Annotated in this window: 28 protein-coding genes; 14 read left to right on the forward strand and 14 right to left on the reverse strand. The window is 66.9% G+C overall.

Features of this window, described 5'->3' with window-relative positions; translation table 11 throughout:
- Positions 1-2 precede the first annotated feature (2 nt).
- Genes AC5P9L_RS09040 through AC5P9L_RS09050 form a run of 3 tightly spaced genes read left to right on the forward strand, consistent with a single transcriptional unit; the run spans position 3 to position 3,021 of the window.
- Positions 3-1,688 carry a GMC family oxidoreductase gene (locus tag AC5P9L_RS09040; RefSeq protein ID WP_279915858.1) on the forward strand — a complete coding sequence of 562 codons (1,686 nt, stop codon included), beginning with the start codon at positions 3-5 and terminating at the stop codon, positions 1,686-1,688.
- Positions 1,688-2,263, forward strand: a complete 576-nt coding sequence (locus AC5P9L_RS09045; RefSeq protein ID WP_005412559.1) for a gluconate 2-dehydrogenase subunit 3 family protein — start codon at positions 1,688-1,690, stop codon at positions 2,261-2,263. Before AC5P9L_RS09040 ends, AC5P9L_RS09045 begins: the two co-directional genes overlap by 1 nt.
- Positions 2,263-3,021, forward strand: a complete 759-nt coding sequence (locus AC5P9L_RS09050) for a 3-keto-disaccharide hydrolase (RefSeq protein WP_111118511.1) — start codon at positions 2,263-2,265, stop codon at positions 3,019-3,021. Before AC5P9L_RS09045 ends, AC5P9L_RS09050 begins: the two co-directional genes overlap by 1 nt.
- Positions 3,022-3,051: 30 nt before the next feature.
- Here AC5P9L_RS09050 and AC5P9L_RS09055 read toward each other — a convergent pair whose 3' ends face one another.
- From AC5P9L_RS09055 to AC5P9L_RS09075, 5 genes are read right to left on the reverse strand one after another with little or no spacing between them, the layout of a single operon-like run.
- The gene (locus tag AC5P9L_RS09055; RefSeq protein WP_227415309.1) at positions 3,052-3,348 is read right to left on the reverse strand and encodes a c-type cytochrome; all 297 of its coding nucleotides are present in this window, start codon (positions 3,346-3,348) and stop codon (positions 3,052-3,054) included.
- Between the two features lie 18 nt (positions 3,349-3,366).
- A complete protein-coding gene (locus tag AC5P9L_RS09060; RefSeq protein ID WP_012479398.1) occupies positions 3,367-4,230 on the reverse strand; it encodes a sugar phosphate isomerase/epimerase family protein in 864 nt (287 codons plus the stop codon).
- A 19-nt stretch (positions 4,231-4,249) separates the two neighbouring features.
- Positions 4,250-5,374: a Gfo/Idh/MocA family protein gene (locus AC5P9L_RS09065; protein ID WP_087802947.1), complete on the reverse strand. Its 1,125-nt coding sequence runs from the start codon at positions 5,372-5,374 to the stop codon at positions 4,250-4,252.
- Between the two features lie 12 nt (positions 5,375-5,386).
- Positions 5,387-6,604 (reverse strand): nucleoside permease, encoded by a 1,218-nt coding sequence (locus tag AC5P9L_RS09070; RefSeq protein WP_087802945.1) that lies wholly within the window; start codon positions 6,602-6,604, stop codon positions 5,387-5,389.
- A gap of 27 nt (positions 6,605-6,631) precedes the next feature.
- A complete protein-coding gene (locus AC5P9L_RS09075; RefSeq protein ID WP_111118499.1) occupies positions 6,632-7,684 on the reverse strand; it encodes a sugar phosphate isomerase/epimerase family protein in 1,053 nt (350 codons plus the stop codon).
- A 95-nt stretch (positions 7,685-7,779) separates the two neighbouring features.
- On the opposite strand from AC5P9L_RS09075, the gene AC5P9L_RS09080 reads away from it, so the two are divergent.
- The 4 genes from AC5P9L_RS09080 (at position 7,780) to AC5P9L_RS09095 (ending at position 13,024) form a co-directional block, all read left to right on the forward strand.
- The gene (locus tag AC5P9L_RS09080) at positions 7,780-8,787 is read left to right on the forward strand and encodes a LacI family DNA-binding transcriptional regulator (RefSeq protein WP_043034159.1); all 1,008 of its coding nucleotides are present in this window, start codon (positions 7,780-7,782) and stop codon (positions 8,785-8,787) included.
- Positions 8,788-8,933: 146 nt separating this feature from the next.
- Entirely contained in the window at positions 8,934-9,986 is a 1,053-nt protein-coding gene (locus tag AC5P9L_RS09085) for a sensor domain-containing diguanylate cyclase (RefSeq protein WP_111118498.1), read from the forward strand.
- A 107-nt stretch (positions 9,987-10,093) separates the two neighbouring features.
- Positions 10,094-11,119: an AI-2E family transporter gene (locus AC5P9L_RS09090; protein ID WP_005408485.1), complete on the forward strand. Its 1,026-nt coding sequence runs from the start codon at positions 10,094-10,096 to the stop codon at positions 11,117-11,119.
- Positions 11,120-11,281: 162 nt separating this feature from the next.
- Positions 11,282-13,024: a GGDEF domain-containing protein gene (locus tag AC5P9L_RS09095; protein ID WP_227415312.1), complete on the forward strand. Its 1,743-nt coding sequence runs from the start codon at positions 11,282-11,284 to the stop codon at positions 13,022-13,024.
- Between the two features lie 9 nt (positions 13,025-13,033).
- Here AC5P9L_RS09095 and AC5P9L_RS09100 read toward each other — a convergent pair whose 3' ends face one another.
- Together AC5P9L_RS09100 and AC5P9L_RS09105 are read right to left on the reverse strand one after the other, a co-directional pair.
- The gene (locus AC5P9L_RS09100; RefSeq protein WP_024956981.1) at positions 13,034-13,540 is read right to left on the reverse strand and encodes a PaaI family thioesterase; all 507 of its coding nucleotides are present in this window, start codon (positions 13,538-13,540) and stop codon (positions 13,034-13,036) included.
- A 44-nt stretch (positions 13,541-13,584) separates the two neighbouring features.
- Positions 13,585-14,019 (reverse strand): hypothetical protein, encoded by a 435-nt coding sequence (locus AC5P9L_RS09105; protein ID WP_111174189.1) that lies wholly within the window; start codon positions 14,017-14,019, stop codon positions 13,585-13,587.
- Between the two features lie 284 nt (positions 14,020-14,303).
- Here AC5P9L_RS09105 and AC5P9L_RS09110 point away from each other — a divergent pair, with 284 nt between their 5' ends.
- Positions 14,304-14,735 carry a pyridoxamine 5'-phosphate oxidase family protein gene (locus AC5P9L_RS09110; RefSeq protein WP_005412573.1) on the forward strand — a complete coding sequence of 144 codons (432 nt, stop codon included), beginning with the start codon at positions 14,304-14,306 and terminating at the stop codon, positions 14,733-14,735.
- A gap of 38 nt (positions 14,736-14,773) precedes the next feature.
- Here the strand turns inward: AC5P9L_RS09110 and AC5P9L_RS09115 are convergent, their stop codons facing one another.
- Positions 14,774-16,168 carry a DUF2867 domain-containing protein gene (locus tag AC5P9L_RS09115; protein WP_076738862.1) on the reverse strand — a complete coding sequence of 465 codons (1,395 nt, stop codon included), beginning with the start codon at positions 16,166-16,168 and terminating at the stop codon, positions 14,774-14,776.
- Between the two features lie 24 nt (positions 16,169-16,192).
- On the reverse strand, positions 16,193-16,504 hold the full coding sequence (locus AC5P9L_RS09120; RefSeq protein ID WP_004147836.1) for a metalloregulator ArsR/SmtB family transcription factor: 312 nt from the start codon (positions 16,502-16,504) through the stop codon (positions 16,193-16,195).
- A gap of 129 nt (positions 16,505-16,633) precedes the next feature.
- Here AC5P9L_RS09120 and AC5P9L_RS09125 point away from each other — a divergent pair, with 129 nt between their 5' ends.
- The 5 genes from AC5P9L_RS09125 (at position 16,634) to AC5P9L_RS09145 (ending at position 20,975) form a co-directional block, all read left to right on the forward strand.
- On the forward strand, positions 16,634-17,215 hold the full coding sequence (locus AC5P9L_RS09125; protein ID WP_076738861.1) for an NMCC_0638 family (lipo)protein: 582 nt from the start codon (positions 16,634-16,636) through the stop codon (positions 17,213-17,215).
- 184 nt (positions 17,216-17,399) lie between these two features.
- Complete coding sequence (locus tag AC5P9L_RS09130; protein ID WP_111118492.1) at positions 17,400-17,867, forward strand: DUF2975 domain-containing protein; 468 nt, start codon at positions 17,400-17,402, stop codon at positions 17,865-17,867.
- Positions 17,867-18,091, forward strand: a complete 225-nt coding sequence (locus tag AC5P9L_RS09135) for a helix-turn-helix domain-containing protein (protein WP_024956985.1) — start codon at positions 17,867-17,869, stop codon at positions 18,089-18,091. The genes AC5P9L_RS09130 and AC5P9L_RS09135 overlap by 1 nt, the downstream gene beginning before the upstream one ends.
- A 43-nt stretch (positions 18,092-18,134) precedes the next feature.
- Entirely contained in the window at positions 18,135-19,673 is a 1,539-nt protein-coding gene (locus AC5P9L_RS09140) for a TerC family protein (protein WP_024956986.1), read from the forward strand.
- 165 nt (positions 19,674-19,838) lie between these two features.
- Positions 19,839-20,975: a metallophosphoesterase gene (locus AC5P9L_RS09145; RefSeq protein ID WP_111118491.1), complete on the forward strand. Its 1,137-nt coding sequence runs from the start codon at positions 19,839-19,841 to the stop codon at positions 20,973-20,975.
- Between the two features lie 56 nt (positions 20,976-21,031).
- Here the strand turns inward: AC5P9L_RS09145 and AC5P9L_RS09150 are convergent, their stop codons facing one another.
- The 5 genes from AC5P9L_RS09150 to AC5P9L_RS09170 all read right to left on the reverse strand — a co-directional run bounded on the left by AC5P9L_RS09150 (position 21,032) and on the right by AC5P9L_RS09170 (position 24,599).
- Entirely contained in the window at positions 21,032-21,670 is a 639-nt protein-coding gene (locus AC5P9L_RS09150; RefSeq protein WP_043034153.1) for a ferric reductase-like transmembrane domain-containing protein, read from the reverse strand.
- 83 nt (positions 21,671-21,753) lie between these two features.
- A complete protein-coding gene (locus AC5P9L_RS09155; protein ID WP_088431566.1) occupies positions 21,754-22,488 on the reverse strand; it encodes an HvfC family RiPP maturation protein in 735 nt (244 codons plus the stop codon).
- A complete protein-coding gene (locus AC5P9L_RS09160) occupies positions 22,481-23,326 on the reverse strand; it encodes an HvfB family MNIO-type RiPP peptide maturase (RefSeq protein WP_111174195.1) in 846 nt (281 codons plus the stop codon). Before AC5P9L_RS09160 ends, AC5P9L_RS09155 begins: the two co-directional genes overlap by 8 nt.
- A 56-nt stretch (positions 23,327-23,382) precedes the next feature.
- Positions 23,383-23,859 carry an HvfA family oxazolone/thioamide-modified RiPP metallophore gene (locus AC5P9L_RS09165; RefSeq protein WP_111174196.1) on the reverse strand — a complete coding sequence of 159 codons (477 nt, stop codon included), beginning with the start codon at positions 23,857-23,859 and terminating at the stop codon, positions 23,383-23,385.
- A gap of 95 nt (positions 23,860-23,954) precedes the next feature.
- Positions 23,955-24,599, reverse strand: a complete 645-nt coding sequence (locus tag AC5P9L_RS09170; RefSeq protein ID WP_227415314.1) for an HvfX family Cu-binding RiPP maturation protein — start codon at positions 24,597-24,599, stop codon at positions 23,955-23,957.
- Between the two features lie 342 nt (positions 24,600-24,941).
- On the opposite strand from AC5P9L_RS09170, the gene AC5P9L_RS09175 reads away from it, so the two are divergent.
- Positions 24,942-25,736: an alpha/beta fold hydrolase gene (locus tag AC5P9L_RS09175; RefSeq protein WP_099480422.1), complete on the forward strand. Its 795-nt coding sequence runs from the start codon at positions 24,942-24,944 to the stop codon at positions 25,734-25,736.
- The last annotated feature ends 1 nt before the right edge of the window (position 25,737 follow it).

Consider the following 25,737-nt stretch of genomic DNA (forward strand, 5'->3'; position numbering starts at 1 on the left):
CCATGGCAGATAATCACTACGACGCCATTGTTGTTGGCTCGGGAATCAGTGGCGGTTGGGCGGCGAAGGAGCTGGCCGAGAAGGGCCTGAAGGTCCTGATGCTGGAACGCGGGCGCAACATCGAGCACGTCAAGGACTACGTCAACGCGATGAAGGAGGCGTGGGATTTCCCGCACCGCAACCGGCCAACGCAGGCGATGAAGGCCGCCTTCCCGGTGCTGATGCGCGACTACGGCCTGGCCGAGAACCTGGAAGGAATGTGGGCCAACGAACAGGAATCGCCCTACATCGAGACCAAGCGCTTCGACTGGTTCCGTGGCTACCACGTCGGTGGTCGTTCCTTGATGTGGGGGCGGCAGAGCTATCGCTTCTCCGATCTGGATTTCGAGGCCAACCTCAAGGACGGCATCGCCACCGACTGGCCGATCCGCTACGCCGACATCGCGCCGTGGTACGACCACGTGGAGAAGTTCGCCGGCATCGCCGGCACGCGCGAAGGACTGGACGTGCTGCCGGACGGCGAGTTCCTGCCGCCGATTCCCTTGAACATCGTCGAGAAGGATGTGGCCGCGCGCATCAAGAAGGCCTTCGGCGGAACGCGCCATATGATCCACTCGCGCACTGCCAACATCACCCAGCCGATGCCCGAGCAGGGACGCGTCAACTGCCAGTACCGCAACAAGTGCATCCTGGGTTGTCCCTTCGGTGCCTACTTCTCGACCCAGGCGGCGACGCTGCCGGCGGCGATGAAAACCGGGAACCTGACCTTGCGGCCGTTCTCGATCGTCAAGGAAGTGCTCTACGACAAGGACCGCAAGCGTGCGCGTGGCGTGGAGGTGATCGACGCCGAAACCGGCCAGACCTACCAGTACACGGCCAAGGTCATTTTCCTCAATGCATCGTCGTTCAACTCGACGTGGCTGCTGATGAATTCGGCCACCGATGTCTGGGAAGGGGGGCTGGGCTCTTCGTCCGGCGAGTTGGGGCACAACGTGATGGACCATCATTTCGGGGCCGGCGCCTCGGGCCGGGTCGAGGGTTACGAAGACAAGTACTACTTCGGCCGCCGTCCCTGCGGCTTCTACATTCCGCGGTTCCGCAACGTCGCGGCCGACAAGCGCGGCTACCTGCGCGGGTTCGGCTACCAGGGCAGTGCCAGCCGCACCGGATGGTCGCGCGAGATCGCCGAGCTCAACATCGGTGCCGATCTGAAGGAGGCACTGACCGTGCCGGGTGACTGGCGCATCGGCATGACCGGGTTCGGTGAAATGCTGCCGCACCACGACAACACGATCCGCCTGGACCACGACCGCGAGGACAAATGGGGACTGCCGGTGCTGGCGATGGACGTGTCCATGCGCGCCAATGAACTGGCGATGCGCAAGGACATGGCCGCCGATGCCGCCGAGATGCTGGAGGCGGCCGGGGTCAAGGACGTGACGATGCACGACAACGACTACGCCCCGGGCAAGGGCATCCACGAAATGGGGACCGCACGCATGGGACGTGATCGGAAAAGCTCGGTATTGAATGCGCACAACCAGGTCTGGGATGCCCCCAATGTCTATGTGACCGACGGTGCCTGCATGACCTCCAGCGCCTGCGTGAATCCCTCGCTGACCTATATGGCGCTGACCGCGCGCGCGGCCGACCATGCGGTACGCGAACTGAAAGCGGGGAACCTCTGATGGATCGCCGCGAACTGTTGAAGATGATCGTTGCCGCTACCGGTGCGGCCATGGTTGGCCTGCCTGCGCTGGTGCATGGCAAGGTGCCGGCTGCCGGGGCGATGCCCGCGTTCTCCGATGCCGACATCGGCATGCTGGACGAGATCGCCGAAACCATCCTGCCGCGGACAAGGACGCCCGGGGCCAAGGACGCGGGTGCCGGTGCGTTCATGGCGACGTTCGTCAGCGACTGCTACACCGCCCGGCAGCAGGCGACGTTCCGCGCCGGCCTGGCCGACATCGACACGCGCGCCGGTGGCCGTTTCGTATCGCTCACGCCGGAAGCCCGCACCGGGTTGCTGCGAACGCTGGACGCCGAAGCCAAGGCACGCAATGCCGACGTGACCGAGACCGGCACTCCCGAGGAAGGCGAGGCCATGCCGCATTACTTCACGATGATCAAGCAGCTGGCCATCTTCGGCTTCTTCACTTCAAAGGTCGGGGCGACCGGTGTGCTGCAGTACGTCGCCGTGCCGGGCCGCTACGACGGTGACCTGGCCTATGTCCCCGGTACGCCCGCGTGGGGGACCAGCTGATGGACGCCACCCTGATGATCCGCCCTGGGTTGATCACGGCCGGCCTGCTGGCCGCTGCATCCGCATTCGCTCAGGACGGCGCCGACGCTGCGCGTGACCCGAAGAAGACCGAAGTGTGGACGCCCGTGCCCGCTGTCGTGGCCACGCCGCCCGGCAAGGCCCCCTCCGATGCCATCGTGCTGTTCGATGGCAAGGATGTCTCGGCGTGGGAGGCAGAGCAGGGCGGGCCCGTGCCCTGGACGGTTGCCGATGGCGCCATGACCGTCGTTCCGGGCAGCAAGGGCATCCGCACCCGGCAACGCTTCTGCGATGTCCAGCTGCATGTCGAATGGCGTACCCCCACCGAGACGAAGGGCTTCGACGGCCAGAACCGGGGCAACAGCGGCATCTTCCTGCAGGAACTGTACGAGCTGCAGGTGCTCGACAGTTACAACAACCCGACGTATGCCAACGGCCAGGCGGGTTCGATCTACAAGCAGGCCATGCCACGGGTGAACGCCTCGCGCGCACCGGGCCAGTGGCAGGTCTACGACATCATCTGGAAGGCACCGCGCTTCTCGCAGGGCGGCGGCCTGACGTCGCCCGCGCGCATCACCGTGCTGCACAACGGCGTACTCGTGCAGGACGACACCGTGCTGGCAGGCAGGACCGAGTACATCGGTGCGCCTTCGTACGCACCCCATGCGTGCGCGCCGCTCTATCTGCAGGAGCATGACTCCAGGGTCAGCTACCGCAACATCTGGGTGCGCGAACTGTAGCGGCACGCGGCCGGCGTGGTCGCCGGCCGCCTACTTCGCCAGATAGCTGGCGAGGTCGTCGATCTCCTGCTGCGACAGCTGGGCAAAGGGCGGCATCAATCCTCCGCCCTTCCTGATCTTGTCCTTGACCTGGGCGGGCTGAAGCCGCTTGGCGACGTCGGTAAGCGCCGGGAAGGTCGGCGGTACGCCGGCGCGTTCAGCACCGTGGCAGGCAGTGCAGTGCTGGGCATAGAGTTTCGCGCCGGCGGCAGGATCGTCCTTGGCCCGGGCTGCCGTTGAAGTGCTCATGCCGCCCAGGGCCAGGGCCACTGCCAGGATCATCTTCATGTGGGGCTCCTTGATGCGTCAGCGCCGTGCACGGGTGGGCACGTTGGCGGGCAGGTGTTCACGCAGGTAGTCCGCGCCGGTCTGGATGACCTTTGCCGGGTCGCGTGGCTGGTCGTGTTCGACGATGTACCACTGCACCTTGGCCGCCGCAGCGGCGGGCAGGATCGCGTTCCAGTCCAGCACGCCCTGGCCCACCGCGGCGAATCCGCCTTCATCCTGGGCCTGGCCCTTCGGCGCATTGTCCTTGGCGTGCACCGCAAACACGCGTCCACGGAATTTTCCCAGCATCACCGCCGGGTCCAGGCCTGCGCGTGCAACCCAGGCCAGGTCCAGCTCGGTCTGCAGGTCGGGCCCGGCCGCTGCGAACAGCAGCTCCAGCCCGGTCTGGCCGTCGAAGTCGACCAGTTCGAAGTCGTGGTTGTGATAGGCCAGGCGCATGCCCTTGTCGCGCACCCGCTTGGCGATGCGGCCCAGCTCCTTGCCCAATGCGGTCCAGCCCGCGGCATCGGTTGGGCGGTCCTTCTGGTCCAGGTAAGGCACCACCAGCGTGCTGTTGCCGATCGAGCGGTTGAGGGCCACCACGCCATCCAGGTTGTCGCGCAGCTCGGCCAGTGGCACGTGCGACGAAACCGCCTTGATCGAATACCGGTCCAGCAGTTGCTTGAGTTCGGTGGCGCTGGTGTTCTGCGTACCGACCGTTTCCACCGCACGGACGCCCGCGTCGTGGACGATCTTCAACTGCTGATCGAGCGAGCCTGCATTGCGCAGGGTGTACATCTGCACCGCGATCGGCTTCTGCGTGGTGGCGGCTTCGCTCGCGAAGGCGGGCAGGGCAGCGAGCAGCAGGATGAGACTTGCACTTCTACGGAAAAGAGCTTTCATCAACAGATCCTCCCGGAATTCAACCGATGGTGGTCCAGGCACGTGACCTGGCTGATGCAATGACGCGATCGACGATCCGTGCCGAGCGCAGGCCGTCTTCAAAGGTGGGCAGGCCCTGCGGCCGCTCGCCTTCAATGGCGCGATAGGTGTCGGCCACAAACGCCTCGAAACACTGGGCGTAGCCCTGTGCATGCCCGGCCGGCAGCACGGAAAGGCGGCGTTGTTCGGCGCTGCCGGCACCGGGGCCGCGCATGAAGGTTTCCTCGCGCTGATCGGGCAGGCCGACCCAGAGTCGTTCGGCATCCTCCTGGTTGAAGGCCACGCTGGCCTTGGCGCCATCGATCTCGAACCAGAGGCGGTTGTGGCGTCCGGCCGAGACCTGGCTGACCGTCAATGACGCCAGCGTGCCGGCGCCGGTCCTGAACATCGCTGCGGCCACGTCCTCGCTGGTGACAGCCTGCATCGCGCTGGCGGCCGTTGGCGTGCTGAAGCTCTGCCCGCTGACGGCGCCACGCTCGGCGATCACCGTGGAGAACGCCGCGTTCACTTCGGCGAAGCCCTCGCCACTGACCCATTCGACCAGGTCGCACCAGTGCGAACCGATGTCGGCGAACACGCGCGACGTGCCTCCCAGCGCGGGGTCCACGCGCCAGTTGTTGCTGGCCGGATCCAGCAGCCAGTCCTGCAGGTAGCTGCCGTGGATCAGGTGTAACGGCCCCAGATCGCCCTGGGCGATGCGTGCGCGTGCCTCGCGCACCACTGGGTGGTAGCGGTAGACGAAGGGCACCGTGGCAACCAATCCGGTCGATGCGGCCAGCGCCGCCAACGCCTGTGCATCATCCAGCGTCGTCGCCAGCGGTTTCTCGCAGATCACGTGCTTGCCGGCTTCCAGCGCAGCCTGCGCCATGGCGCGGTGCAGATGGTTGGGCGTGCACACGTGCACGACCTGTACCTGCGGATCGGCGATCACCTCCTCGATATCGCGGTAGGCGCGTGGGACATTCCAGGACTGCGCGGCCTCATGCGCGCGCTGCGGTGACGAGGCGGCTACGCCGCGCACGTCGGCACCGGCCAGCAGTGCCGCACGACGATGCACTGCACCGATCATGCCGGCGCCGACGATGGCGATTCCAAGCTTGGGCATCGACGGGGATCCTCAGGGTGTGGAGGGCGCGGCCGTGACCGTCGGCCGGTCGCGGAACAGCAGCAGGAAGGCGATCAACACCACCAGTGCAACGCCGGCCGGGAACAGCCAGATCTGCTGCCAGTCGGGGCCGGCCTCGGTGGTGAAGTGCTCCACCACCGCGCCGGACAGGAAGGTGCCGATCAGCATTCCCACGCCGTAGGTAGCCAGGGTGATGAAGCCCTGCGCGCTGCTGCGCGCGGCGGGGCCGGCATGCGCATCGGTGTAGATCTGGCCGGTGACGAAGAAGAAGTCGTAGCAGATGCCGTGCAGCACGATGCCGATCACCAGCAGCGAGAAGCCGCTGCCCGCATCGCCGAAGGCGAACATGGCGTAGCGCACCACCCAGGCGGCCATGCCGACCGCCAGCATGGTCTTCACTCCCAGCCGCACGAACAGGAACGGCATGGCCAGCATCAGCAGCACTTCGGAGACCTGGCCCAGCGACTGCAGGCCTGCTGCACCCCGCACGCCCAGGTCGTTGAGATACGGATTGGTGAAGTTGTAGTAGAACGACAGCGGGATGCAGATGGCGATGGACGCCAGGAAAAACACCAGATAGGCACGCGATTTCAGCAGACGCAACGAATCCAGCCCCAGGATCTGCCCCAGCCCGGCATCGCGCTGCTGTGCCAGTGGCGGCGTGTGCGGCAGGGTGAATGCATACAGGCCCAGCACCAGCGATGCCAGCGCGGCCATGCGGAAGGTGAGTTCAAGCCGATGGGCCTGTTCCCAGCCCAGCCAGCCGATCAGCACACCGGCGACGATCCAGCCGATGCTGCCGGCCACGCGTACCAGCGGGAACTGTTTCTCGGGCGACTGCATGTGCCGCATCGCCACGCTGTTGGCCAGTGCCAATGTCGGCATGAACAGCAGCATGTAGCCCATCACGCAGGCGGAGAACATGCTGAAGCTGGATGCCGTGGACGCCAGCCACATCAGCACCGCGCCGGCCAGGTGCAGCACCGCAAGGATGCGCTGCGCCGCGAAGTAGCGGTCGGCGATCAGCCCGACCAGGAACGGCGCCACGATGGCGCCGATGGACTGGCTGAGGAAGGCGGTGGCCACCTGGCTCGCGCTGGCCTGCAGCGGGCCCTGCACCAGGTAGGTTCCGAGGGTGACGAACCACGCCCCCCAGATGAAGAACTGCAGAAACATCATCGCGCCCAGGCGCGACATGGCGTGCGTCATGGCTTGCCCTCCCGGGGCGGTCTTGGCTCAGATTCCCAGCATGCGGTGCAGTGATGCGGCGTCCGTGCCGCTGTCGGCAAAGTCGTCGAAGGCGCGTTCGGTCACGCGGATGATGTGGTCGCGGATGAAGGCGGCACCCTCGCGTGCGCCATCCTCGGGGTGCTTCAGGCAGCATTCCCATTCCAGTACCGCCCAGCCGGGGAAGTCGTACTGGGCGAACTTCGAGAAGATCGCCTTGAAGTCGATCTGGCCATCACCGAGCGAACGGAAGCGGCCCGGACGCTCGATCCAGTCCTGGTAGCCGCCATACACGCCGCTGCTTGCGCTGGGGCGATACTCCGCGTCCTTGACGTGGAAGATGCCGATGCGCGCGTGGTAGCGGTCGATGAAACCCAGGTAGTCCATCTGCTGCAGCAGCAGGTGGCTGGGGTCGTACAGGATCTTGGCGCGGGGGTGATGATCCACCACATCGAGGAAGCGTTCGAAGGTCGCGCCATCGTGCAGGTCCTCACCTGGGTGGATCTCGAAGCAGAGATCCACGCCGCAGGCATCGAAGGCATCGAGGATCGGGCGCCAGCGGCGGCCGAGTTCGGCGAAGGCTTCTTCCACCAGTCCCGGTGGGCGCTGCGGCCAGGGATAGAAATAGGGCCAGGCCAATGCGCCGGAGAACGTGGCATGCGCGGTCAGCCCCAGCCGCTGGCTGGCTTTGGCGGCCAACAGAAGCTGCTCCACCGCCCAGACCTGGCGGGCGGCGGGATCGCCACGTTTGTCCGCGGGTGCGAATCCGTCGAACAAGCTGTCGTAGGCCGGATGGACCGCGACCAGCTGCCCCTGCAGATGGGTGGACAGCTCGGTGATCTGCACGCCATGACCGGCCAGCATGCCGGCGAGGTCGTCGCAGTACGCCTGGCTGCGCGCGGCCTCGGCCAGATCGAACAGGTGGGGCGCCGTGGTGGGGACTTGTACGCCAGAATAGCCCAGACCCGCGGCCCATCCGGCCAGCGTGTCCAGCCGATCAAAAGGAGCCGTGTCGCCGATGAACTGCGCCAGGAACAGCGCTGGACCCTTGAGCGTCTTCAACGTGATTCGCCCTCGATGCAATCGATTGCATTATCCTAGCAGGGGCTTACGCAAGACCTGTTGTGCAGTGCACAGCGGGCGGGAGAACTAACGCCATGGCCACCATCTACGACATCGCAAAGCACGTCGGCGTCTCCGCCGGCACCGTGTCGCGTGCACTTTCGCGGCCGGACAAAGTGCTGCCGGCCACGCGCACGCGCATCGAGCAGGCCGCCGCGGCGTTGGGCTACGTGCCCAACACGGTCGCCCGCACGCTCAAGACCCAGCGCAGCGGCAAGATCCTGGTCACGGTGCCGGATATCGCCAACCCGTTCTTCGCGCAGATCCTGCAGGGCGCGGAAGACGCCGCGCAGGCTGTCGGCTATGCGGTGCTGCTGGGCGATACGCAGGACCAACCCGACCGCGAGGAGCGCTACGCGCAGATGCTCCGGCGCAACGAGGCCGACGGCATGATCGTGCTTGGCCATCGCCTGCCACCGACGGCGCGCGAGATTGTCCAGCAGAGGGGGGCTGCCGCGCCGGTGGTCAACGGCTGCGAGTTCGATCCCGCGCTGGGCCTGCCCAGTGTGCACATCGACAATGCCGCCGCCGCACGCGCCGTCATGGAGCACTTGTACGCACTGGGCCATGAACGGATCGCCGTGGTCGGTGGGCCGCCGGACAATCCCCTGCACCAGCAGCGCCTGGAAGGGGTACGGGCGGCCGGCAAGGCGCGCGGCCGCCTGCGCCAGCTGAGCATCGTGCCCGGGGATTTTTCAGTGGAATCCGGCCATGCAGCTGCCATGGCGCTGCTGGACGGCACGTCCGCACCGACCGCGATCTTCTGCTTCAGCGACCAGATGGCGCTGGGCACCCTGGCGGCCTGCCGGGAGCTGGGCATTCGCGTGCCGGAAGACCTGTCCATCGTCGGCTTTGATGATCTGGCGTCTTCCCGCTACCTCACGCCGCCGCTGACGACCATCCGGCAGCCGATGCGGGAAATCGGCGCGCGCGCGGTCAACCTGCTGCTCGCCATCATCGAACAGGTGGATGTTCCGCTTCAACAGACGCTGGATTTCAGCCTGATGGTGCGGGGATCGACGGCTGCGCCCCGACGCAGGTGACCACGGGGTGGGGCCGCGGAGCGTGGCAGCCGGCCCGCGCGATATCGTGCAACCTTGATCCCGAATTGACGCAAAGCTGTCAGACTCATCGCAGGCAGCCCGGCAAGGGCCTTAGCAGCAGGTGCGATCGCGCAAGGGGGGCGGCAATGCCATTCTTCACCGATTCGGCGGAAGGCGCGGTCGAAGGCATTGGCGCGGCACGTCGCATCGGCTGGATGCGTTTCGTCGGCAATGGACTGGGAGCGATCCCCATCGCCTCGATCATGCTTGAACGCCAGGATGGCGGGCTGGCGTGGATCCTGCTGCTGCTCAACGCGCTGGCGTGGCCGGCACTGGCATTGCTGCTGACCCAGCGCTCCCGCCAGCCGGCGGTCGTCCAGTTCCGCTGCATGGTGGCCGACTCCTTCTTCGGCGGTGGCTGGATCGCCTTCATGGCGTTGAGCGCGGTGCCCAGCGCACTGTTCGCCGCGCTGCTGGTGGCCGACAAGGTCGCTGCCGGTGGCGTGCGCCTGGCGATGCGCGCCACGCTGGCCCTGCTGCTGGGCTTCGCACTCACCTGGTGGCTGCTCGGCTTCCCTTACCAGCCGGTCACCTCGCAGCGCACGATCGTGCTGAGTGTCCCGTTCCTGTTCGTGTATGGCATCGGCCTCAGCATTCTCAGCTGGCAGCTGGCGCGCCGGGTCAAATCGCAGAACCGTCAGCTGCAGCGGCTCAGCCGGATGGACCCGCTGGTCGAGCTGGCCAACCGTGGCTTCCTGATCCTGCGTGCGCAGCAGGCGCTGGACAAGGCACAAGGGCAGGGCAGCTTTGCCTGCCTGCTGATGCTCGATGTGGATGATTTCAAGCGCATCAATGACTCGCATGGCCACCGCGCCGGTGATGAGGTGCTGCGGCATATCGCGGCGACATTGCGCACCTTTGCCCGGCCCGGTGATACGCCCGCGCGGCTGGGGGGCGATGAGTTCGTGGTGCTGCTGCGCGACTGCGCGCCCGTCGATGCGATGCACGTGGCCGAGCGGGTGCGCCTGCACCTGCTGGAGGCCGCGCGGCAGGCCACGCCGGGCGTGGAGTTCAGCGTGAGTATCGGCATTGCCGCGACGCCGCGTGGCGGTAGTGTCGAGGACTGGTTGGCACTGGCCGACCGCGCGCTCTACCACGCCAAGCGGCAGGGCAAGAACACAGCCAGCTACGGTGAGTGAGTGCGGCACGGCTGCCGCCGAACGAGGCCGAAACGCCCGTTCATCCTGCACGCGGAATCGGCACGCCAATCCTCTACCATGGGCCACCCCGCCCGGACGCGCCGCCCATGCAAGACGCCCTCGTTGCCCAGCCCAAGCCCCCCGTTGCGAGGATCGCGGCCTGGCTGATGATGCTGTTGGGCATGTGGCTGGCGCTGAAGCTCGGCCTGGTGGTGACGCTGCTGTCGGGCCTGCTGGTGTTCCAGCTGACCCATGTGCTGGCGTCCACCGTGGAAGGCAAGCTGCCGCCGGGACGGGCGCGGGCGATCGCGGTGATCGTGCTGTCGGCGATCATCATCAGCGCGCTGGTGCTGGCCGGGATCGGTGTGGCGTCGTTCTTCCGCAACGAGACCGGTGGGCCGGACGCGCTGCTGGCACGGCTGATGGATATCCTCAATTCGTCGCGCCACCAGGTACCGGCGCTGCTGCAGCCGTATATCCCCGAGGACATGCCGGCGCTGCGTGCGGCGCTGAATGACTGGGCCGCCGAGCACCAGCGCCAGCTGGGCGTGGCCGGTACCTCGGTGGTGCAGGTGGGTGTACGCGTACTGATCGGCATGGTGCTGGGCGCGATGATCGCGCTGTACGACGAACTGCCGCTGCCGACGATGGGGCCGCTGGCGCAGGAGCTGATCGGGCGCACCAGCCGCCTGGCCACCGCGTTCCGCCAGGTGGTGTTCGCGCAGGTGAAGATCTCCCTGCTCAACACCCTTTTCACCGCCATCTTCCTGCTGGGCGTGCTGCCGTTGTTCGGCGTGCACCTGCCCCTTTCCAAGACGCTGGTGCTGATCACCTTCATCGCCGGCCTGCTGCCGGTGGTGGGCAACATCATCTCCAACACCATCATCAGCATCGTCGCGTTGTCGGTCTCGTTCTATGTGGCTGTGGCCGCGCTGTTGTACCTGATCGTGATCCACAAGCTGGAGTACTTCCTCAATGCGCGCATCGTCGGTGGCGAGATCCAGGCGCGTGCCTGGGAGCTGCTGCTGGCCATGCTGGTGATGGAGGCGGCCTTCGGCCTGCCGGGCCTGGTCGCCGCGCCGGTGTTCTATGCCTACGTGAAGCGCGAACTGGTCGACCAGCGCTGGATCTGATGCGGCTGGGCATGACGTATTTGTCCCGGTTCAAATGTTCGCGCGGCCTTGTCGGTGCGTTCGCGGTCGGCAGGGTATACCCACCGCCACGGTTGGCCCGCGAGTGGCTTGGCGCCTGTGTAGCCGGCCGTTACAGTGTTCGGCACTACAGGGGAAATGTGCATGGCCCGCAAGGCGTCGCCCATCGGATTGCGGACCTGGGTCTGGATCCTGGCTGGGCTGTTCGTAGTCTGTACGCTGCCGCTGATGGCCATCGCACTGGTGCAGGGCACGCTGCGCTTCACGGCCGCCGAGGACAACCTGGCCAGCCTGTGCCAGCTGCGGCAGACCTTCGACCTGGCCAACCTGGTGTCGGCCGAACGCGGCCCCGCCAACAGCCTGCTGGGGGCCGACCCGGCCGATGCGGCCGAGCAGGCACCGCTGGCCGCGCAGCTGGCGGCCGCGCGCAAGCGGGTCGACGCTGCCCTGCTGCAGCTGGACACCGTGTTCAAGGCTGATCCGGGAGTGGTCGACGAGCATGGGCTGCTGGCCGACGCGCAACGTCGCCTGCAATCGGCGCGGGCTGCGGTCGACCGGGTCGTGGCGCAACCCCATGACGCACGCCGCGTGGAGGAGGTGGAGCGTGCGATCAGTGGCATGTTCGCCGTGGTCGATCGCCTGCACCTGCTGACCTCGGCACAGATCAACGTGCTGGTCAGCGCCGACCGTGAAGCAGCGATTCCGGCGATGCAGGGCCAGGTGCTGATCGATCTTCGCGAGCATGGTGGCCGCCTGGCCTCGAATGTGATGGCGCCGGTGGCGGTGCCAGGGGCATGGCGGGAGGAACAGGTACGCGCTGCACTGCAGACCGAGGGTCGCCTGTTGGAGCTGTGGCGGTTGGCGGGCAGCCACGAGTCGGTGTTCCGCAGTGACCCGGAATTGTCATGGCACTGGGACATGGCGCGTCGGCAGTTCTTCGGCGAATCGCTGCCGATGATCGAGCAGTTGATCGAAGATGGCCGCCGAGGCCTGCCGCCGCCATGGACCGCCGCCGAATTCACCACGCGCTACGTGCCGACCCTGCAGTCGCTTGAGGCGCTGCGTGATGGCTACCTGAGCGTGTCCATCGCCCGCTTTGAACGCACCCGCGATCGCGAGGCCATGCGCCTGGCCGTGCTGGTGGCGACCGCGCTGGGCACACTGGTGGTGCTGGGCGTGGCATTGCGCATTGCCCATCGGCAGATCCTGCAGCCGTTGCTGCAGGCGCAGACGCAGGTGATCCAGCTTGCGTCGGATGCACCCGGTCCGGAGCAGCATGTCACCCACCCGCTGGCCGAGATGCAGCGCTTGTTCGACGCCATCGAAGTACTGCGTGAGAAATCGCGCGAGCGCTCGGCACTGACCAGCGAGCTGCGCCAGCTCGCTGGCACCGACGAGCTGACCGGATTGTTGAACCGGCGCGCGCTGGATGAGGTGGTGCAGCAGAGACACGCGGGGGGCGATGCAAGCGCCGTGGTGATCCTGCTGGACGTGGATCGCTTCAAGGCGATCAACGATGGCCATGGCCATGATGCCGGCGACGAAGTGCTGGTGCGGGTGGCGCAGTTGTTGCGGCATCAGCTGCGCCGCAGCGACAGCATCGCCCGTTATGGCGGCGAGGAATTCCTGGTGCTGCTGGCCGACGGTGATCTGGCCGGTGGCCGCCAGCTGGCCGAGTCATTGCGATTGGCCCTGCAGCAGATGGACATCGCGCTGGCCGGCGGCACCGTGCTGCGGGTGACCGCCAGTTTCGGCGTGGCCGAGGGCGGCACCGACGCGCTGGGCTGGCGCACCCTGCTACGAGCCGCCGATGCGGCCATGTATCGGGCCAAGGCGCAGGGGCGTGATCGGGTACGGGTGGCGGGTGGCGGTCGCATCACGCGTTGAGGGCATGCGTCAGCCGATGCGTGCATGCACCCGCCGCAGCGTCCGCGCGATCATCCGGCGCGCGATCGGACGTGGTACCGATAAGCCACGCCAGCGCAGCGCACCCACCCGGAAGGTGGCGGTGGCGGTGGCCAGTACGTTGCCTGCCGGGTCAGTCAGCCAGCCACGCGTGAAGGCGATGCTCCCCTTGCTGTGCTCGACTTCGCCCCAACCGATGATGCGCCCTGGTCGTGCCGGACTGACGAAACTGGTCTTGGATTCCACCGTGACCGCGATGCGGTTGGCGGGCAGTGTGGCGTAGATCGCCGGCCCCATGCAGTCATCCAGCATCGCCGACAGGAAGCCTCCCTGCACGTTGCCCATCGGGTTGGTCAGCATCGGCCCGGCGTCGAACTCGACATGGATGCGGCGCAGTGCGTCGTCGTAGTCGACGAATCGCCAGCCGAGCAGGGTGCCCGCCTGGGAGGGCGGCAGATCACCGTTGACCACGCTGTAGAAGATCGATTCGGGATTCATGGGAGCCTCGATGGAGGGAGAGGAGGGAGAGGAGGGAGCACGCATCAGGACAGTGCCAACAGGGCCAGCACGAATCCGATGACCGACAGCAGCACCACCGCGGCGCCGGCGGGCACCGGTGTACGCGCACCGGTGCGTCGCCGCACGCCGGAAGCGACCAGTACCGGCGGCACGGTGGCGACCAGGCAGAACAACTGGAAGGCCAGCAGTTGCGGCGGCGCGAAGTGTCCGCCGAAGAAGATCAGCCAGGCCAGCATCACGCCGGCGCCGGCCAGTGCGATCCAACCGGCGCCGACCACGCGGATGAGTGCCATCAGCAGCAACTGCATGCGCGGTTCGACCTCCTTCCATGGCAGGCCCACGGCCTGGCCGTGGTAGGGCATGAAGTCCGAGCGTTTCAGGTAGGCCGCAGCAAACAGCGAGACAATGAAGAACGCCAACAGGTAGCAGCCGAACGCGAGCCAGGCGAACAGGTCCATGTGGGGGCCATGCGGTTGCGGAGGGGAGCTCCGGTGATGCCGGCGGCCATGCCGGATGCATCGCGAGGTTGCGCGATTCTCGGGCAATGCCCTGTTAGAGGCGTGTCGCGGCGTGGAGGACCGTTCCTCCATCCGCCTTTAACGCGGGTGTGGTGGTGAGGAATGCGTCACACACGTGCCATGCGCCCTATCGCGTTTTCTGTGAAGAGGTCGCAACTGCCCATCCACGCTTCGGTCACCGCTCTGCGCAGACGCTGGGCCTCCATCCGACGAGGGACGACGACATGACCCAGCTCACCCTGCCTGAACTGTCCAGGAAAATGGCCGGCATCGATTTCACGATGCTGCAGACCCACGCCGGCGGAGAGATTGCCGGTCGTCCGATGAGCAACAACGGCGACGTGGACTATGACGGTGACAGCTGGTTCTTCACCACCGAAGACACCGACATGGTGCGCGAGATTGAAGCTGACCCCGCCGTCGCGTTGGGTTTTTCCGGCAGCAAGTCGCTGCTGGGCAAGCCACCGTTGTTCGTGCACGTGCAGGGCAGGGCAGCGCTGGTGCGCGACCGGGCCACGATGAGCCAGCACTGGGTGAAGGACCTGGAGCGATGGTTCGAACAGGGCGTGGATACACCGGGACTGGTGCTGATTCACGTGCGCGCCAGCCGCATCCACTACTGGGATGGCGAGGACGAGGGCGAAATCGTGATCTGAGCGGAACCGTGCAGCGCCCGGCGCATCGTGTTCCAGGGTCAGCAGTGCGCAGGGTGTGCTGCCGGATCCCCAAGATTGGCCAGCTCCGGTGCCAAGGCGTGTTCCACCGCACGCCGCAGCAGTGCCGGCGCGACATAGTGCCGGTGCCCGGCGTCGATCAGTGCCATGTACATGCCGCCGAACGCATTGAGGGTCTGCACGCGAGAGCCCAGGCTGATCTCGACATGTCCATCGCTACGCCGCTGCACGCGCACGCTGCTACGGAAACGCAGGTGCCGATCGTCGGCGCCGAGCAGGACTTCGGCGTCGTTGTCCTGCGCATCGATGTGCGAATCCAGCACCGGAAATCGACCAGCGAACAACCGGCTGCGATCGGTGGACAGCAGTGACGACACCGGGCATCCCAGCGGCGACGTGCGCAACCGCAACGGCGCCACCAGTCGGTTTCGCAGCGCCATCAGATGGCCTACGCCGCTGGGCGGATTGCGCAGGAAGCCGTCCAGTACATCGGCCAGCAGTGCCGACGCGGAACGGTGGACCACCTGCGAGGGGTCCAGGCACAGGGTGGTCAGGTCCTGGTAGTGGCTGTGCGGCAGCGCTGTGGGCAGCAGGCCATCGGTGGCGGCGGGCCGCGAACGGATGGGATAGGCCGGTGTGGCACGTTCGACGAACCCGCGCAGCGGCCGCATGGGGATGCGGCGCAGCGGGCCGAGCAGCGCACGGGTACGCGCGCAGAGGTGTGCGCACAGGCTGGGAGGCGCCGCCTGCAGCGACAGTTGCAACAGCGGTGCCGCCGCAAGCGAGGTGCCCGAAGGCCAGTGCGATTCCGGAAGCACCTCGGTCAGGCTGGGGATATCGGCGGCATTGCGTTGCACCTGTGCACGCGCCTGCTCGCTCATCGCGCCGGCCAGTTCATTGCTGTGGCAGGACAACGCGAACAGCGCTGGATGTGCAGGATGGTTCGACGCGAACTGGTGCCAGGTGCCGCCGCCGAAGCGCACGGTAAACAGGCAGTCCGGTGGGATGCGGATGCGCCGAAGCGTGTGCGCGAAGGCACCGGGATCTGCCGCCAGCTGCGTGTCGGAGGCGGTGGCGAAACGCAGCTCGGCTCCCGCGCTGCCGGCGATGGCGGTGAACATGCGCGGGCCTGCATGGCGATGAAACGGATGGCCACCGGCACCGACGGTGAAGCTGTACAGCGAGGAGGCATCCCCGTGCTGCAGGTGCATGCCACCCAGTCGCGCCGAAGGTTCATCCAACGCATCGATGAACGCCGGGTGGTGGCGCTGACGCTGGCTGGCGTCACTCACCAGCGCGTCACCGGCACCGATGCCGAGCTGCGCGATCAGGGTGACTTCGGTCGGACTGCCGCCGTCCTGTGCCGGAAGCTGCACTGCTGGAAACGAACGGCGATCGCGGGTCGAACCAGGCATCGTCATGCTCCTTGGCGGGGCGGATCAGCGGGCGGGGGACTTGCGGCGGGCGCGGGCTTCACGCTTGAGCGGGCCGCCGACAGGGCAGACTTCGGCCGCCCACGAGAACAACGTGTTGGCCAAACGGTCGGGTACCTGCCTGAAGTACACGAACTGGCCGCGTTTCTCGCGTTCGATCAGTCCGGCTTCCTCGAGGATGCGCAGGTGGCTGGACAACGCCGGCTTGCTGAAGTCGAAGCGCTCGGCCAGCTCGCCCGCGCTGAGTTCGCCGGCACTGAGATAAGCCAGGATCTGCCGGCGGGCGGTGGAGGCAAGGGCTTCGAAGATGCGGTCCATGGCGAGCTAATTAACTAATTCGTTAACTGATACTCCTCCCGCCGGTGGCGGCTGTCAAGCCATGACCCATTGCGCGGCACGCCCGGGCTTTGCCATCCTCCCTGCTGTTTTCCGTAGCGTGGAATCCCGATGCGTCCTGCGTTCTGGCTGGCTTTGGCCCTGCTGCCCACCCTGGCGGCGGCGCAACCCGCGCGCACGCCCAAGGCCAAGGGTCCGGCGCAGGATCCCTTCAGCGAGCTGTTCGATACCGCCTGCATGCAGCACATCGGGGCCCCGGCGCGGTTGCAGTCGCTGATGGAATCCAATGGGCTGTCGCCGCTGCAGCCCGCCGAAGCCGCCGCGCTGTTGCAGGGGCAATCGGGCGTGGCCTGGATGGTGCCCCTGGCCAGTGGCCGTTATGCGGTGAGCTGGGCTGACGATGGCACGTGCACGGTCTACGCCGAAAAGGCCGACGCGGCGGTCGTCCAGAAGGGATTCGCCCGGTTGGTGCAGGCCGCGCCGATGCCGTTGCAGGTGCGCTCGCTGCCGGGACGTGGGCCGCTCTCGGCCGATCAGGTGGCCATCCAGTACGGCTGGGCCACCCCGGGGCAAGGCAAGCTGCAGGTGCGCTTCCGCCTGGTCACGCGGCAGGCCGCCGATGCCGGCGTGCAGGCGATGGCCTCTGCGACGCCGGGTGAAGCGATGCTGGAGCGGGGCGCGCCCGGGCCCTGACAGGAGCCACGCCTGCGGTTCAGCCTTTCACGCGGCGTGTGATATATCGTTTATCGATAAATCCATCCCGGGGCGGCGCGTCCACCCCAACACCGGAGGCCGCTTGACCGCTCGTCCCGCCCGCGCCAGACCCGCGCGAGGCCTGTTTGCCCTGGCCCAGGCCGCCGTACAGGCCGTCCGGGCGATGTGCTGGCTGGGCATCCTGGCCGCACTGCTGGCGGTGCCGCTGGTCGCCCACGACCGTCGCTGGCTGCTCGACAGCGTGCATGACGCCGAGGCCGCTGCCGCGCACGGCAATGATCTGTTCCTGCACTTCTGCCTGGGCCTGGGCGCGATCATCGCGCTGCTGGTGCTGTGCCTGCTGTTCCTGCGCCATCTGCTGAGGCTGCTGAAGTCGGCGGCGCGCGAGCGGCCGTTCACCCATGCCAATGCACAGCGCCTGCAGCGCATGGCCTGGCTGATGCTGGCAATGGAACTGCTGTCGATCCTGATCGGTGCCTATTCGGCCTGGATGGGCCCGGATTTCACCTGGATGGAGGTCGGCGGTGGCATGTCGATCACTGGCCTGGTGGCCGTTCTGATGCTGTTCGTGCTGGCGCGCGTCTTCGCCGTGGGCGCAGCGATGCGCGACGACCTCGACGGTGTCATCTGATGACGATCGTCATCACCCTGGACCGCATGCTGCAGGAACGCGGCATGACCCTGTCCGAGCTGGCCGGGCGCATCGACATCACCCTGGCCAATCTGTCGATCCTGAAGACCGGCAAGGCGCGCGCCATCCGCTTTTCCACCCTCGATGCGATCTGCCGCGAGCTGCAGTGTACGCCCGGCGACCTGCTCGGGCACGACCCGGCGCAGGCACAGGACGCTGACTGAGCGGTCGCTCTTTTCCCTTACCTACTGACGAAACGGATCTGAAATGGAATGGTTGGCTGACCCCTCGATCTGGATGGGCCTTGCAACCCTGGTCGTGCTGGAGATCGTTCTCGGCATCGACAACCTGGTGTTCATCGCGATCCTTGCCGACAAGCTACCGCCGCACCAGCGTGACCGCGCGCGGGTAATCGGCCTGGCGCTGGCCTTGCTGATGCGGCTGGTGCTGCTGGCGGCGTTGGCGTGGATCATGAAACTGACCGAGCCGCTGCTGACGCTGTTCGACCACAGCTTCTCCGGGCGTGACCTGATCCTGTTGGGCGGTGGCCTGTTCCTGCTGTTCAAGGGCACCATGGAGCTGCACGAACGGCTGGAAGGCCGCGAACACCACGAGGATGGCAAGAAGGTCTACGCCAGCTTCGCAATGGTGGTGGCACAGATCGTGGTGCTCGACGCGGTGTTCTCGCTGGACTCGGTGATCACCGCGGTGGGCATGGTCGACAACCTGGGCGTGATGTATGCCGCCGTGACCATCGCGATGGCGCTGATGCTGTTGGCCAGCAAGCCCCTGACGCGCTTCGTCAACAAGCATCCCACGGTGGTGGTGCTGTGCCTGGGCTTCCTGCTGATGATCGGTTTCAGCCTTGTGGCCGAGGGCCTGGGCTACAAGATTCCGAAGGGGTACCTGTACGCGGCGATTGCCTTCTCGATCCTGGTCGAGGCGTTCAACCAGTGGGTGCGTTTCAACCGTGAGCGCAACGAACGCCGCCAGCCGTTCCGCCAGCGCACCGCCGACGCCGTGCTGCGCATGCTGGGCGCGCGCCCGGCCAATGGCCACGACGACGAAAGCGCGGACGAACACGTCGATGCCGAAGAGCGCCTGCAGCCGGCGGAGCACGAGATGATCCGCAGCGTGCTGGGGCTGGCCGATCGCCCGGTGTCGAGCGTGATGACGGTGCGTGCCGACGTGCAGTGGATCGACCTGGCCCGTGGGCAGGAGGATGTGGTGGCACGCCTGGTGGCGTCGCCGCACACCCGCCTGCTGGTGGGTGATGGCGACCTGGACAGCCTGCGTGGCGTGGTGCAGAGCCGCGACCTGCTGGCCGACCTGCTGCAGGGCAGGCCGCTGCAGCTGGAAGGCAACCTGCGCGAGCCGCAGTACGTGCTGTCCAGTGCCAGCGCGCTGCAGGCGCTGGAACTGATCCGCCAGCACCCGGTGCCGTTGGCGGTGGCGGTGGACGAGTACGGCAGCGTGGAAGGCCTGGTGACCGCCAATGACCTGCTGGCGGCCATTGCCGGTGACCTGGTCGATACCCAGGACGAGCGCTATGGCGTGGTCGCGCAGGGCGAGGACCAGTGGGAGGCCGATGGTGCGCTGACTCTGGACGACCTGCAGCGGCTGGCCGGCGTATCGCTGCCGCGCAGTGCCGACTACATGACCATCTCCGGCCTGGTGCTGGAGCGTCTGGGGCGTCTGCCGGACATCGGTGACGCGGTGGAGATTGCGGATGTTCGCATCACCGTACTGGCGATGGAGAAGCGTCGCATCGCCCGCCTGCGGGTGGAGCGCCTGGGGCATCCGTAGCGTCGAGCCATGCGCGATCGGGGTTCTGTAGCGTCGAGCCGTGCTCCACTGGCCCTCTTTAGAGTCGAGCCATGCTCGACGGCTTCCTGGGCAGCCGGGCATGGGCCCGGCTCTACACAACACGACCCGCAGCCGTCACCATGGCGGGCCCGATTTCTGTCATGGATGGTTGCAGTGCTGAGTACGATCGGTTTGTTGATGGGCCTGTATGTGGCCTGGCGCCTGTTCTGGCCACTGCGCATGCCCATCTGGATGAAGGTCGTGCTGTCGTTGCTGCTGGTGGGCGTGGCCGTGCAGCTGCGCATCGTCGCCACCTTCTGGGGCACGATGGCCTCGCCGGAGATCCCGAAGCTGGCCATCGCCGTTCTGGCCACCGGCTCCACGGCGGTACTGATGCTCGCCTTGATGATGCTGGTGCTGGATGCCGGCCTGCTGCTTTCGCGTCTGCTGCGTTGGCCGCGCATCGTATCGGCCCTGCGCGCCTCGAAGCTGCGGCCGTTGGCCGGCCTGCTGGCGCTGCTTGTGAGTGGCTATGGCATCAGCCAGGGCATGGCCTTGCCCCAGCCTCGGCAGATCGACGTGGCGATCAAGGATCTGCCTGCTGCGTTCGACGGCTATCGCGTGCTGCAGCTGACCGACATCCATGCCAGCCGCCTGCTGACCGGCGACTGGGTGCGCAAGGTTGTGGACAAGAGCAACGCACTGACACCGGACCTGATCGTGATCACTGGCGATCTGATCGACGGCAGTGTCGAGGCCCGCCGTGACGACGCGCGCCCGCTCGCGGACCTGCGGGCGCCGGACGGCGTCGTCGCCATCACCGGCAACCACGAGTACTACGCGCAGTACCAGGCGTGGATGCAGGCGTTCCGCGCGCTGCACATGCAGGTGCTGGAGAACAGCCACCTGCAGGTGCGGCGCGGCGATGCTGCGCTGACCATCGCCGGCGTCACCGATCCGGTGGCGGCACGCTATGGCCTGCCGCTGCCGGATCTGGAGACCGCGCTGGCCGGTGCCGATCCCTCTGCACCGGTGATCCTGCTCGATCACCGCCCGCGCAATGCGCGCGAGGCGGCCGCGCGCGGCGTGAAGCTGCAATTGTCCGGGCATACCCACGGCGGGCAGATCTTTGGTATGGACCAGCTGGTGAAACGAGCCAACGGCGGCTATGTCTCCGGCCGCTACGACGTGGACGGGATGACACTGTACGTGAGCAACGGTGCCGGTCTATGGGCAGGTTTCCCGGCGCGCATCGGCGTGCCGTCGGAGATCACCCTGATCACGCTGCGCCGCGCGCCTTGACCTGAAGTGGGGGTCAGATCCCATTCCCGCAGGTAAAGGCATCTGGCGCCAGCCCCTCAGGCCGCCCGCAGCGGCGGCCGCACATGCGCACTTCGGCGCAGCGCCTGCGCCCGCTTGGCGATCCAGCGCACCACGAAGGCGGTGAACAGCAGCGCCGACGGCACCGCATACCAGAAGTTGCCCGGAACGCGCTTGAAGTACGAGTAGGTAAACACCGCCGCGATGATCCACATGCCGGTGACGTGCAGGCGACGCCAGGCGGTGGGTCCCATGCGCCGGGCGAGCCCCCGGTGCGAGGTGATGGCCAGCGCCAGGATGGCAATGTAGCCCACCGTGCCCGGGAGGTTGGCCAGCGCGGATCGTGCTGGCCAGAACGCCGGGTTGAGGACGCCGAAACTGGTGATCGCGACTGCATGCAACAGGTGCGAGAACGCGAAGGACAGGCCGATGATGCGCCGTTCGCGCAGCAGGAAGCGGGTGAACGGACCGGGCAGAAGGCTGGCGAACGACGATGCCGTGAACGCTGCCAGGAACAGCAGGAACGATGTGCGCGCAGTGACCCGGATCGCGGCTCGACTGCCTTCGGCTGCATCGGGATACAGGGCGAAGGCCGCCAGCGCGAAGGCGATCAGGACCACCGCTACGGCCACGAACAGGCGCCAGCCATGCAGGAAGGACGTGTTGGAAGGAGCCATGATGAGACCTCGAAGTAGGGGGACGGTAGTGCCGGCCGCTGGCCGGCCAAGGAACGGGTAGTGCCGGCCGCTGGCCGGCAACCTCAGAAAGCAGGCAATGCAACCAGCACGCCCGCCGCGCACAGCTCGCCCAGAACAGGCACGCAGGCCATGCGCAATGCGTCCGCTGCCACGCCATGTGTTTCGGACAGCAGCTGCAGTGCTTCATCCACCGACGCGCTGTCGTCACCGAACACCGACAGCAGCGCGTAGGCCAGCGGTGACAGTTCCTCGGTCTGCAGGCTGAAATCGGCGAGGCGCTGGATCACCAGCAGCGTGGGAGCCGTGCTCAACACCGGCTCCAGCGCCCCGTCCTCATGTACTGGCCACTGGTAGCCAAGCACCCGCACCAATGGCGAAACCGCCAGCACATCATTGCCTACGGGAGCGCGCTGCAGCGGCCGCCCGCCGTCACGCGCTTCAATGTGCAGCGACTGTTGCGTGCTCTCGTAGTGCGCCAGTTCCGCTGCCCAGCCCGGCAGCGCCAGCGTGTCCTGCACCGCCAGCCAGGCCGCGAACTCGCCGGCGATCCGTGGGAACAACGGGGTGTGACAGATGTGGCTGGCATAGTAGTGCTCCACGATGTCGCGCCAGCGCGACGTGCCCAACTGTTGCTGCAGTCGCGGCAGGCTGCCCGCCAGCAGGCTGTCCAAGCTGTCGATGCACAGGCGGCGGTAGACCGCCATCCGCCGCGCCTCGATGTCATCGGGTGCGGTCTTTGCAGGGTCGCGCACATGATCGGCCCAGCGCCGTTGCAGGGTAGCCAGCGACTCAGCCATGGGTCACCTCGGGCCAACGTGCCTCGGCCTGCGCCTGGCGGATCTGCCCGACCTCGGCCAGCAATTCGGCAAGCGGGGGGAAGTTGAAGTCGCGTTCGAGCAGCGTGGGGCGCACGCCCACCCGCATGTAGGCCTCGCGCAACAGCGCCCAGACCACGCCTTTCACCGGCGCACCATGGGTATCGATCTTGAAGCCGTCGTCTTCATCGAAGTGGCCCGCTACGTGCAGCGAGGCGACACGGTGGGACGGCACGCGGGCCAGGAATTCGAAGGCGTCGTAACCGTTGTTGCAGGCATTGACGAAGACGTTGTTGACGTCCAGCAGCAGGTCGCAGTCGGCTTCGGCGAGCACGGCGTTGATGAAGTCGATCTCGCTCATGTCCGCGCCGGCGATGGCGTAGTAGGAAATGTTCTCCACGGCGATGCGTCGGCCCAGCATGTCCTGCACTTGGGCGATACGGCCGGCGACATGGTGAACGGCCTCGGCGGTGAACGGCAGTGGCAGCAGGTCGTAGACATGGCCACCGGCGGCGCAGTAGCTCAGGTGTTCGCTGTACAGCTGCACCTGGTGCAGGTCGAGGAAGGCACGGGTCTGTGCCAGCAGGGTGCGGTCCAGCGGATCAGGACCGCCCAGCGACAGCGACAGGCCGTGGCAGGTCAGGGGATGGCGCTCGCTGAGCTGGCGCAGCGCGGCGCCGTGTGCACCGCCGACGCCGATCCAGTTGTCAGGGGAGACTTCGAGGAAGTCGATGGCACCGGCCGGCATTGCCAGCAGTTCGTCGATCAGGCCACGGCGCAGGCCAAGGCCGGCGGCATTGAAGGGCAGGGGCAGGGACATGGCGGATGCTCCAGAGAAAGGGCGCCGCCCTGAAGGCGGCGCCGGTTGGACGTCGATCAATCGGCAACGCGGGAGAACAGGCCCTTCGGCATCGGCTTGCCGTTGGCGGTGTAGACGCTGCGCAGGTAGTCGTGCGCTTCCTGCTCGCTGATGTAACCGTCGTGGTCGGTGTCGATGCGGTCGAACTCGGCGGCGCGCTTGGCGGCCACAGCGTTGAACTCGGCACGCGAGACCTTGCCGTCGTGGTCGCGGTCAGTGCGGGCAAACGAGGCGTCGCCGCACTTGCCTTCACCACACTGGCCTTCGGCCACCTTGGCCTTGCCGGCGGGCTTGCCGGTGGTAGCCTTGTTGGCCCCGCACTTGCCTTCACCGCACTTGCCTTCGGCGGCGGCGCTCATGGCCACCGCGCTGATCGCCAGCGGTTGGATCGCGGCGGCCTGGCCGGCCAGCAGCAGGCCACCGGCCAGGGCAATGCCGATGGCACCGATGCGCGGCAGGCGGGAGGAGGGGATGTTCCTGGTCGAGATGGACATGGTGATGACTCCTTGGGAAAGCACGCGGGGCGTGCGGGATGGACGCCGCCGAGGAGGCGACGGAAAGCGAAAGGCGCGGGAACAGGGGATTCAGCTCAGGCGGCGTGGCGACGGCGCAGCAGATAGCCCAGCAGCAGCACGCCGCCGAGCAGGGCACCGCCGAAGCCGATGCCGGGCAGCAGCGCGGCAACCGGCAGCAGCAGGGCGATCAGGCTGACGCCCCAGCCCAGGCCGTCATTGCCGACAGCGGCATGCTGTGAGCCGGCCAACAGCCGGTCCACGCTGAGCGCGCCACCGCCGTTGAGGATCAGCGGCAGCAACATGGCCAGGAACAGCAGTGGCAGCTTGAAGTTGCCGTAGCCCTGGTCGGTGATCGCGTAGCCCTGCCAGAGTTCACCCAGGCCGTTCCATTGGTCGGGCCAGTGCACGGCGGCGATGGCGACGATGGTGAGGACCCAGAAGACGTAGGCCACCGAGCGCGTGGCCAGGCCGAGCAGCAGCATCACCGCGCCCACCAGTTCCAGCCAGGTCGCCAGCTGCCAGTTCAGCGATGCGGGCAGGGCGGACAACGGGAACGGGAAGCGGCCTTCCAGGTCGGCGAACCAGTTCTGGCCGCCCAGCTTTTCGCGGCCGGATTCGAAGAACTCCCAGGCCAGCAGGGTGCGCAACGCCAATGGCGAGAGCCAGCGGCCGACGGCGTCCAGGCGGGGGGTATACACGGAAGAAGCGGTGCTGATCATGGTGGTGTCCTGCGGGCCAGTGGTCGATGGAAGCCATTCCAGGCGGCGCAGGTATCGGCAACGTGTGCCGTTGCCCGGGGTTTTGTCAGCGACTGTGGTCGCGGCCGGGGTTTCGTACAGTCAGATACAAAGACGATGCGTTGACGCACATCGGGGCGTTGCGCGCCCGCGTGCGGGGAGCGATATTCACCCGAAAGCGCCCAGCCAGGACCGGCGCGCGAATGTATCCCACTGTAGAAACCCGCCTGCGCCCTACAGTCCGGTACAACTCCGCGCAGCGGAGAAACAGCGCCGATACACCGGCAGGCGGAAATGGCCATTCCCAACACCGGAGTGCCACCCATGATCCGTACCTCGTTGCTTGCCGCTGCTCTCGCCCTTGCCGGCGCAGCCGCCCCCGCCTTCGCCAGCCAGGTCGATACCGCTGCACCGCCCACCGTCATCCTGGTGCACGGCGCCTTCGCCGATGGCTCCAGCTGGAGCAAGGTCATCAGTACCCTGCATGACTGGAAGCTGCCGGCGGTGGCCGTACAGAATCCGCTCACCTCGTTGGCCGACGACGTCGCCGCCACCCGTCGTGCGATTGCCGCTGCGCCTGGCAAGGTGGTGCTGGTCGGCCACAGCTGGGGTGGCACGGTCATCACCGAAGCGGGCAATGACCCGAAGGTGCAGGCGCTGGTGTACGTGGCGGCGTTCGCACCGGATGCAGGGCAATCTTCGGCGCAACAGGGCGAAGGTTTCCCGGTCGGTCCGGGTCTGGCCCGACTGCAGGAAAGGGACGGCTACCTGACCTTGCCGGCTGATGCCATCGCCCAGGACTTCGCGCCGGACGTGATGAAAAAATCGGCCGCACTGCTGTACAGCACGCAGGTCCCGTTGAAGGCCAGCGCGCTGGGCGAAGTAGTGAACGTTGCGGCGTGGCGCAGCAAGCCGAGCTGGTACGTGCTCAGCCGTGACGATCGCATGCTGTCGCCGCAGCTGCAGGCCGCCACCGCAAAGCGCATTGGCGCGCAGCTGCAATCGATCGGCAGCAGCCATGTGTCGCTGCTTTCGCATCCGGCGCAGGTGGCCGACAGCATCCTGGAAGCTGCGGGGGTGAAGCCGGCGGAACTGCCACTGGCCGAGCAGGGGGGCTGAG

This window comes from Stenotrophomonas sp. YJH_SMC_64, from assembly GCF_059371375.1.

Excerpts from the sequence above, each read along its gene's own strand:
- AC5P9L_RS09165 (WP_111174196.1), bottom strand. The coding sequence starts at position 23,859 with ATGTCCATCTCGACCAGGAACATCCCCTCCTCCCGCCTGCCGCGCATC.
- AC5P9L_RS09170 (WP_227415314.1), bottom strand. The coding sequence starts at position 24,599 with ATGATCAGCACCGCTTCTTCCGTGTATACCCCCCGCCTGGACGCCGTC.
- AC5P9L_RS09065 (WP_087802947.1), bottom strand. The coding sequence starts at position 5,374 with ATGCCCAAGCTTGGAATCGCCATCGTCGGCGCCGGCATGATCGGTGCA.
- AC5P9L_RS09095 (WP_227415312.1), top strand. The coding sequence starts at position 11,282 with ATGGCCCGCAAGGCGTCGCCCATCGGATTGCGGACCTGGGTCTGGATC.
- AC5P9L_RS09090 (WP_005408485.1), top strand. The coding sequence starts at position 10,094 with ATGCAAGACGCCCTCGTTGCCCAGCCCAAGCCCCCCGTTGCGAGGATC.
- AC5P9L_RS09115 (WP_076738862.1), bottom strand. The coding sequence starts at position 16,168 with ATGCCTGGTTCGACCCGCGATCGCCGTTCGTTTCCAGCAGTGCAGCTT.
- AC5P9L_RS09135 (WP_024956985.1), top strand. The coding sequence starts at position 17,867 with ATGACGATCGTCATCACCCTGGACCGCATGCTGCAGGAACGCGGCATG.
- AC5P9L_RS09055 (WP_227415309.1), bottom strand. The coding sequence starts at position 3,348 with ATGAAGATGATCCTGGCAGTGGCCCTGGCCCTGGGCGGCATGAGCACT.
- AC5P9L_RS09080 (WP_043034159.1), top strand. The coding sequence starts at position 7,780 with ATGGCCACCATCTACGACATCGCAAAGCACGTCGGCGTCTCCGCCGGC.
- AC5P9L_RS09160 (WP_111174195.1), bottom strand. The coding sequence starts at position 23,326 with ATGTCCCTGCCCCTGCCCTTCAATGCCGCCGGCCTTGGCCTGCGCCGT.
- AC5P9L_RS09150 (WP_043034153.1), bottom strand. The coding sequence starts at position 21,670 with ATGGCTCCTTCCAACACGTCCTTCCTGCATGGCTGGCGCCTGTTCGTG.
- AC5P9L_RS09155 (WP_088431566.1), bottom strand. The coding sequence starts at position 22,488 with ATGGCTGAGTCGCTGGCTACCCTGCAACGGCGCTGGGCCGATCATGTG.
- AC5P9L_RS09060 (WP_012479398.1), bottom strand. The coding sequence starts at position 4,230 with ATGAAAGCTCTTTTCCGTAGAAGTGCAAGTCTCATCCTGCTGCTCGCT.
- AC5P9L_RS09125 (WP_076738861.1), top strand. The coding sequence starts at position 16,634 with ATGCGTCCTGCGTTCTGGCTGGCTTTGGCCCTGCTGCCCACCCTGGCG.
- AC5P9L_RS09175 (WP_099480422.1), top strand. The coding sequence starts at position 24,942 with ATGATCCGTACCTCGTTGCTTGCCGCTGCTCTCGCCCTTGCCGGCGCA.
- AC5P9L_RS09110 (WP_005412573.1), top strand. The coding sequence starts at position 14,304 with ATGACCCAGCTCACCCTGCCTGAACTGTCCAGGAAAATGGCCGGCATC.
- AC5P9L_RS09085 (WP_111118498.1), top strand. The coding sequence starts at position 8,934 with ATGCCATTCTTCACCGATTCGGCGGAAGGCGCGGTCGAAGGCATTGGC.
- AC5P9L_RS09050 (WP_111118511.1), top strand. The coding sequence starts at position 2,263 with ATGGACGCCACCCTGATGATCCGCCCTGGGTTGATCACGGCCGGCCTG.
- AC5P9L_RS09045 (WP_005412559.1), top strand. The coding sequence starts at position 1,688 with ATGGATCGCCGCGAACTGTTGAAGATGATCGTTGCCGCTACCGGTGCG.
- AC5P9L_RS09070 (WP_087802945.1), bottom strand. The coding sequence starts at position 6,604 with ATGACGCACGCCATGTCGCGCCTGGGCGCGATGATGTTTCTGCAGTTC.
- AC5P9L_RS09140 (WP_024956986.1), top strand. The coding sequence starts at position 18,135 with ATGGAATGGTTGGCTGACCCCTCGATCTGGATGGGCCTTGCAACCCTG.
- AC5P9L_RS09145 (WP_111118491.1), top strand. The coding sequence starts at position 19,839 with ATGGTTGCAGTGCTGAGTACGATCGGTTTGTTGATGGGCCTGTATGTG.
- AC5P9L_RS09100 (WP_024956981.1), bottom strand. The coding sequence starts at position 13,540 with ATGAATCCCGAATCGATCTTCTACAGCGTGGTCAACGGTGATCTGCCG.
- AC5P9L_RS09120 (WP_004147836.1), bottom strand. The coding sequence starts at position 16,504 with ATGGACCGCATCTTCGAAGCCCTTGCCTCCACCGCCCGCCGGCAGATC.
- AC5P9L_RS09040 (WP_279915858.1), top strand. The coding sequence starts at position 3 with ATGGCAGATAATCACTACGACGCCATTGTTGTTGGCTCGGGAATCAGT.
- AC5P9L_RS09130 (WP_111118492.1), top strand. The coding sequence starts at position 17,400 with ATGTGCTGGCTGGGCATCCTGGCCGCACTGCTGGCGGTGCCGCTGGTC.
- AC5P9L_RS09105 (WP_111174189.1), bottom strand. The coding sequence starts at position 14,019 with ATGGACCTGTTCGCCTGGCTCGCGTTCGGCTGCTACCTGTTGGCGTTC.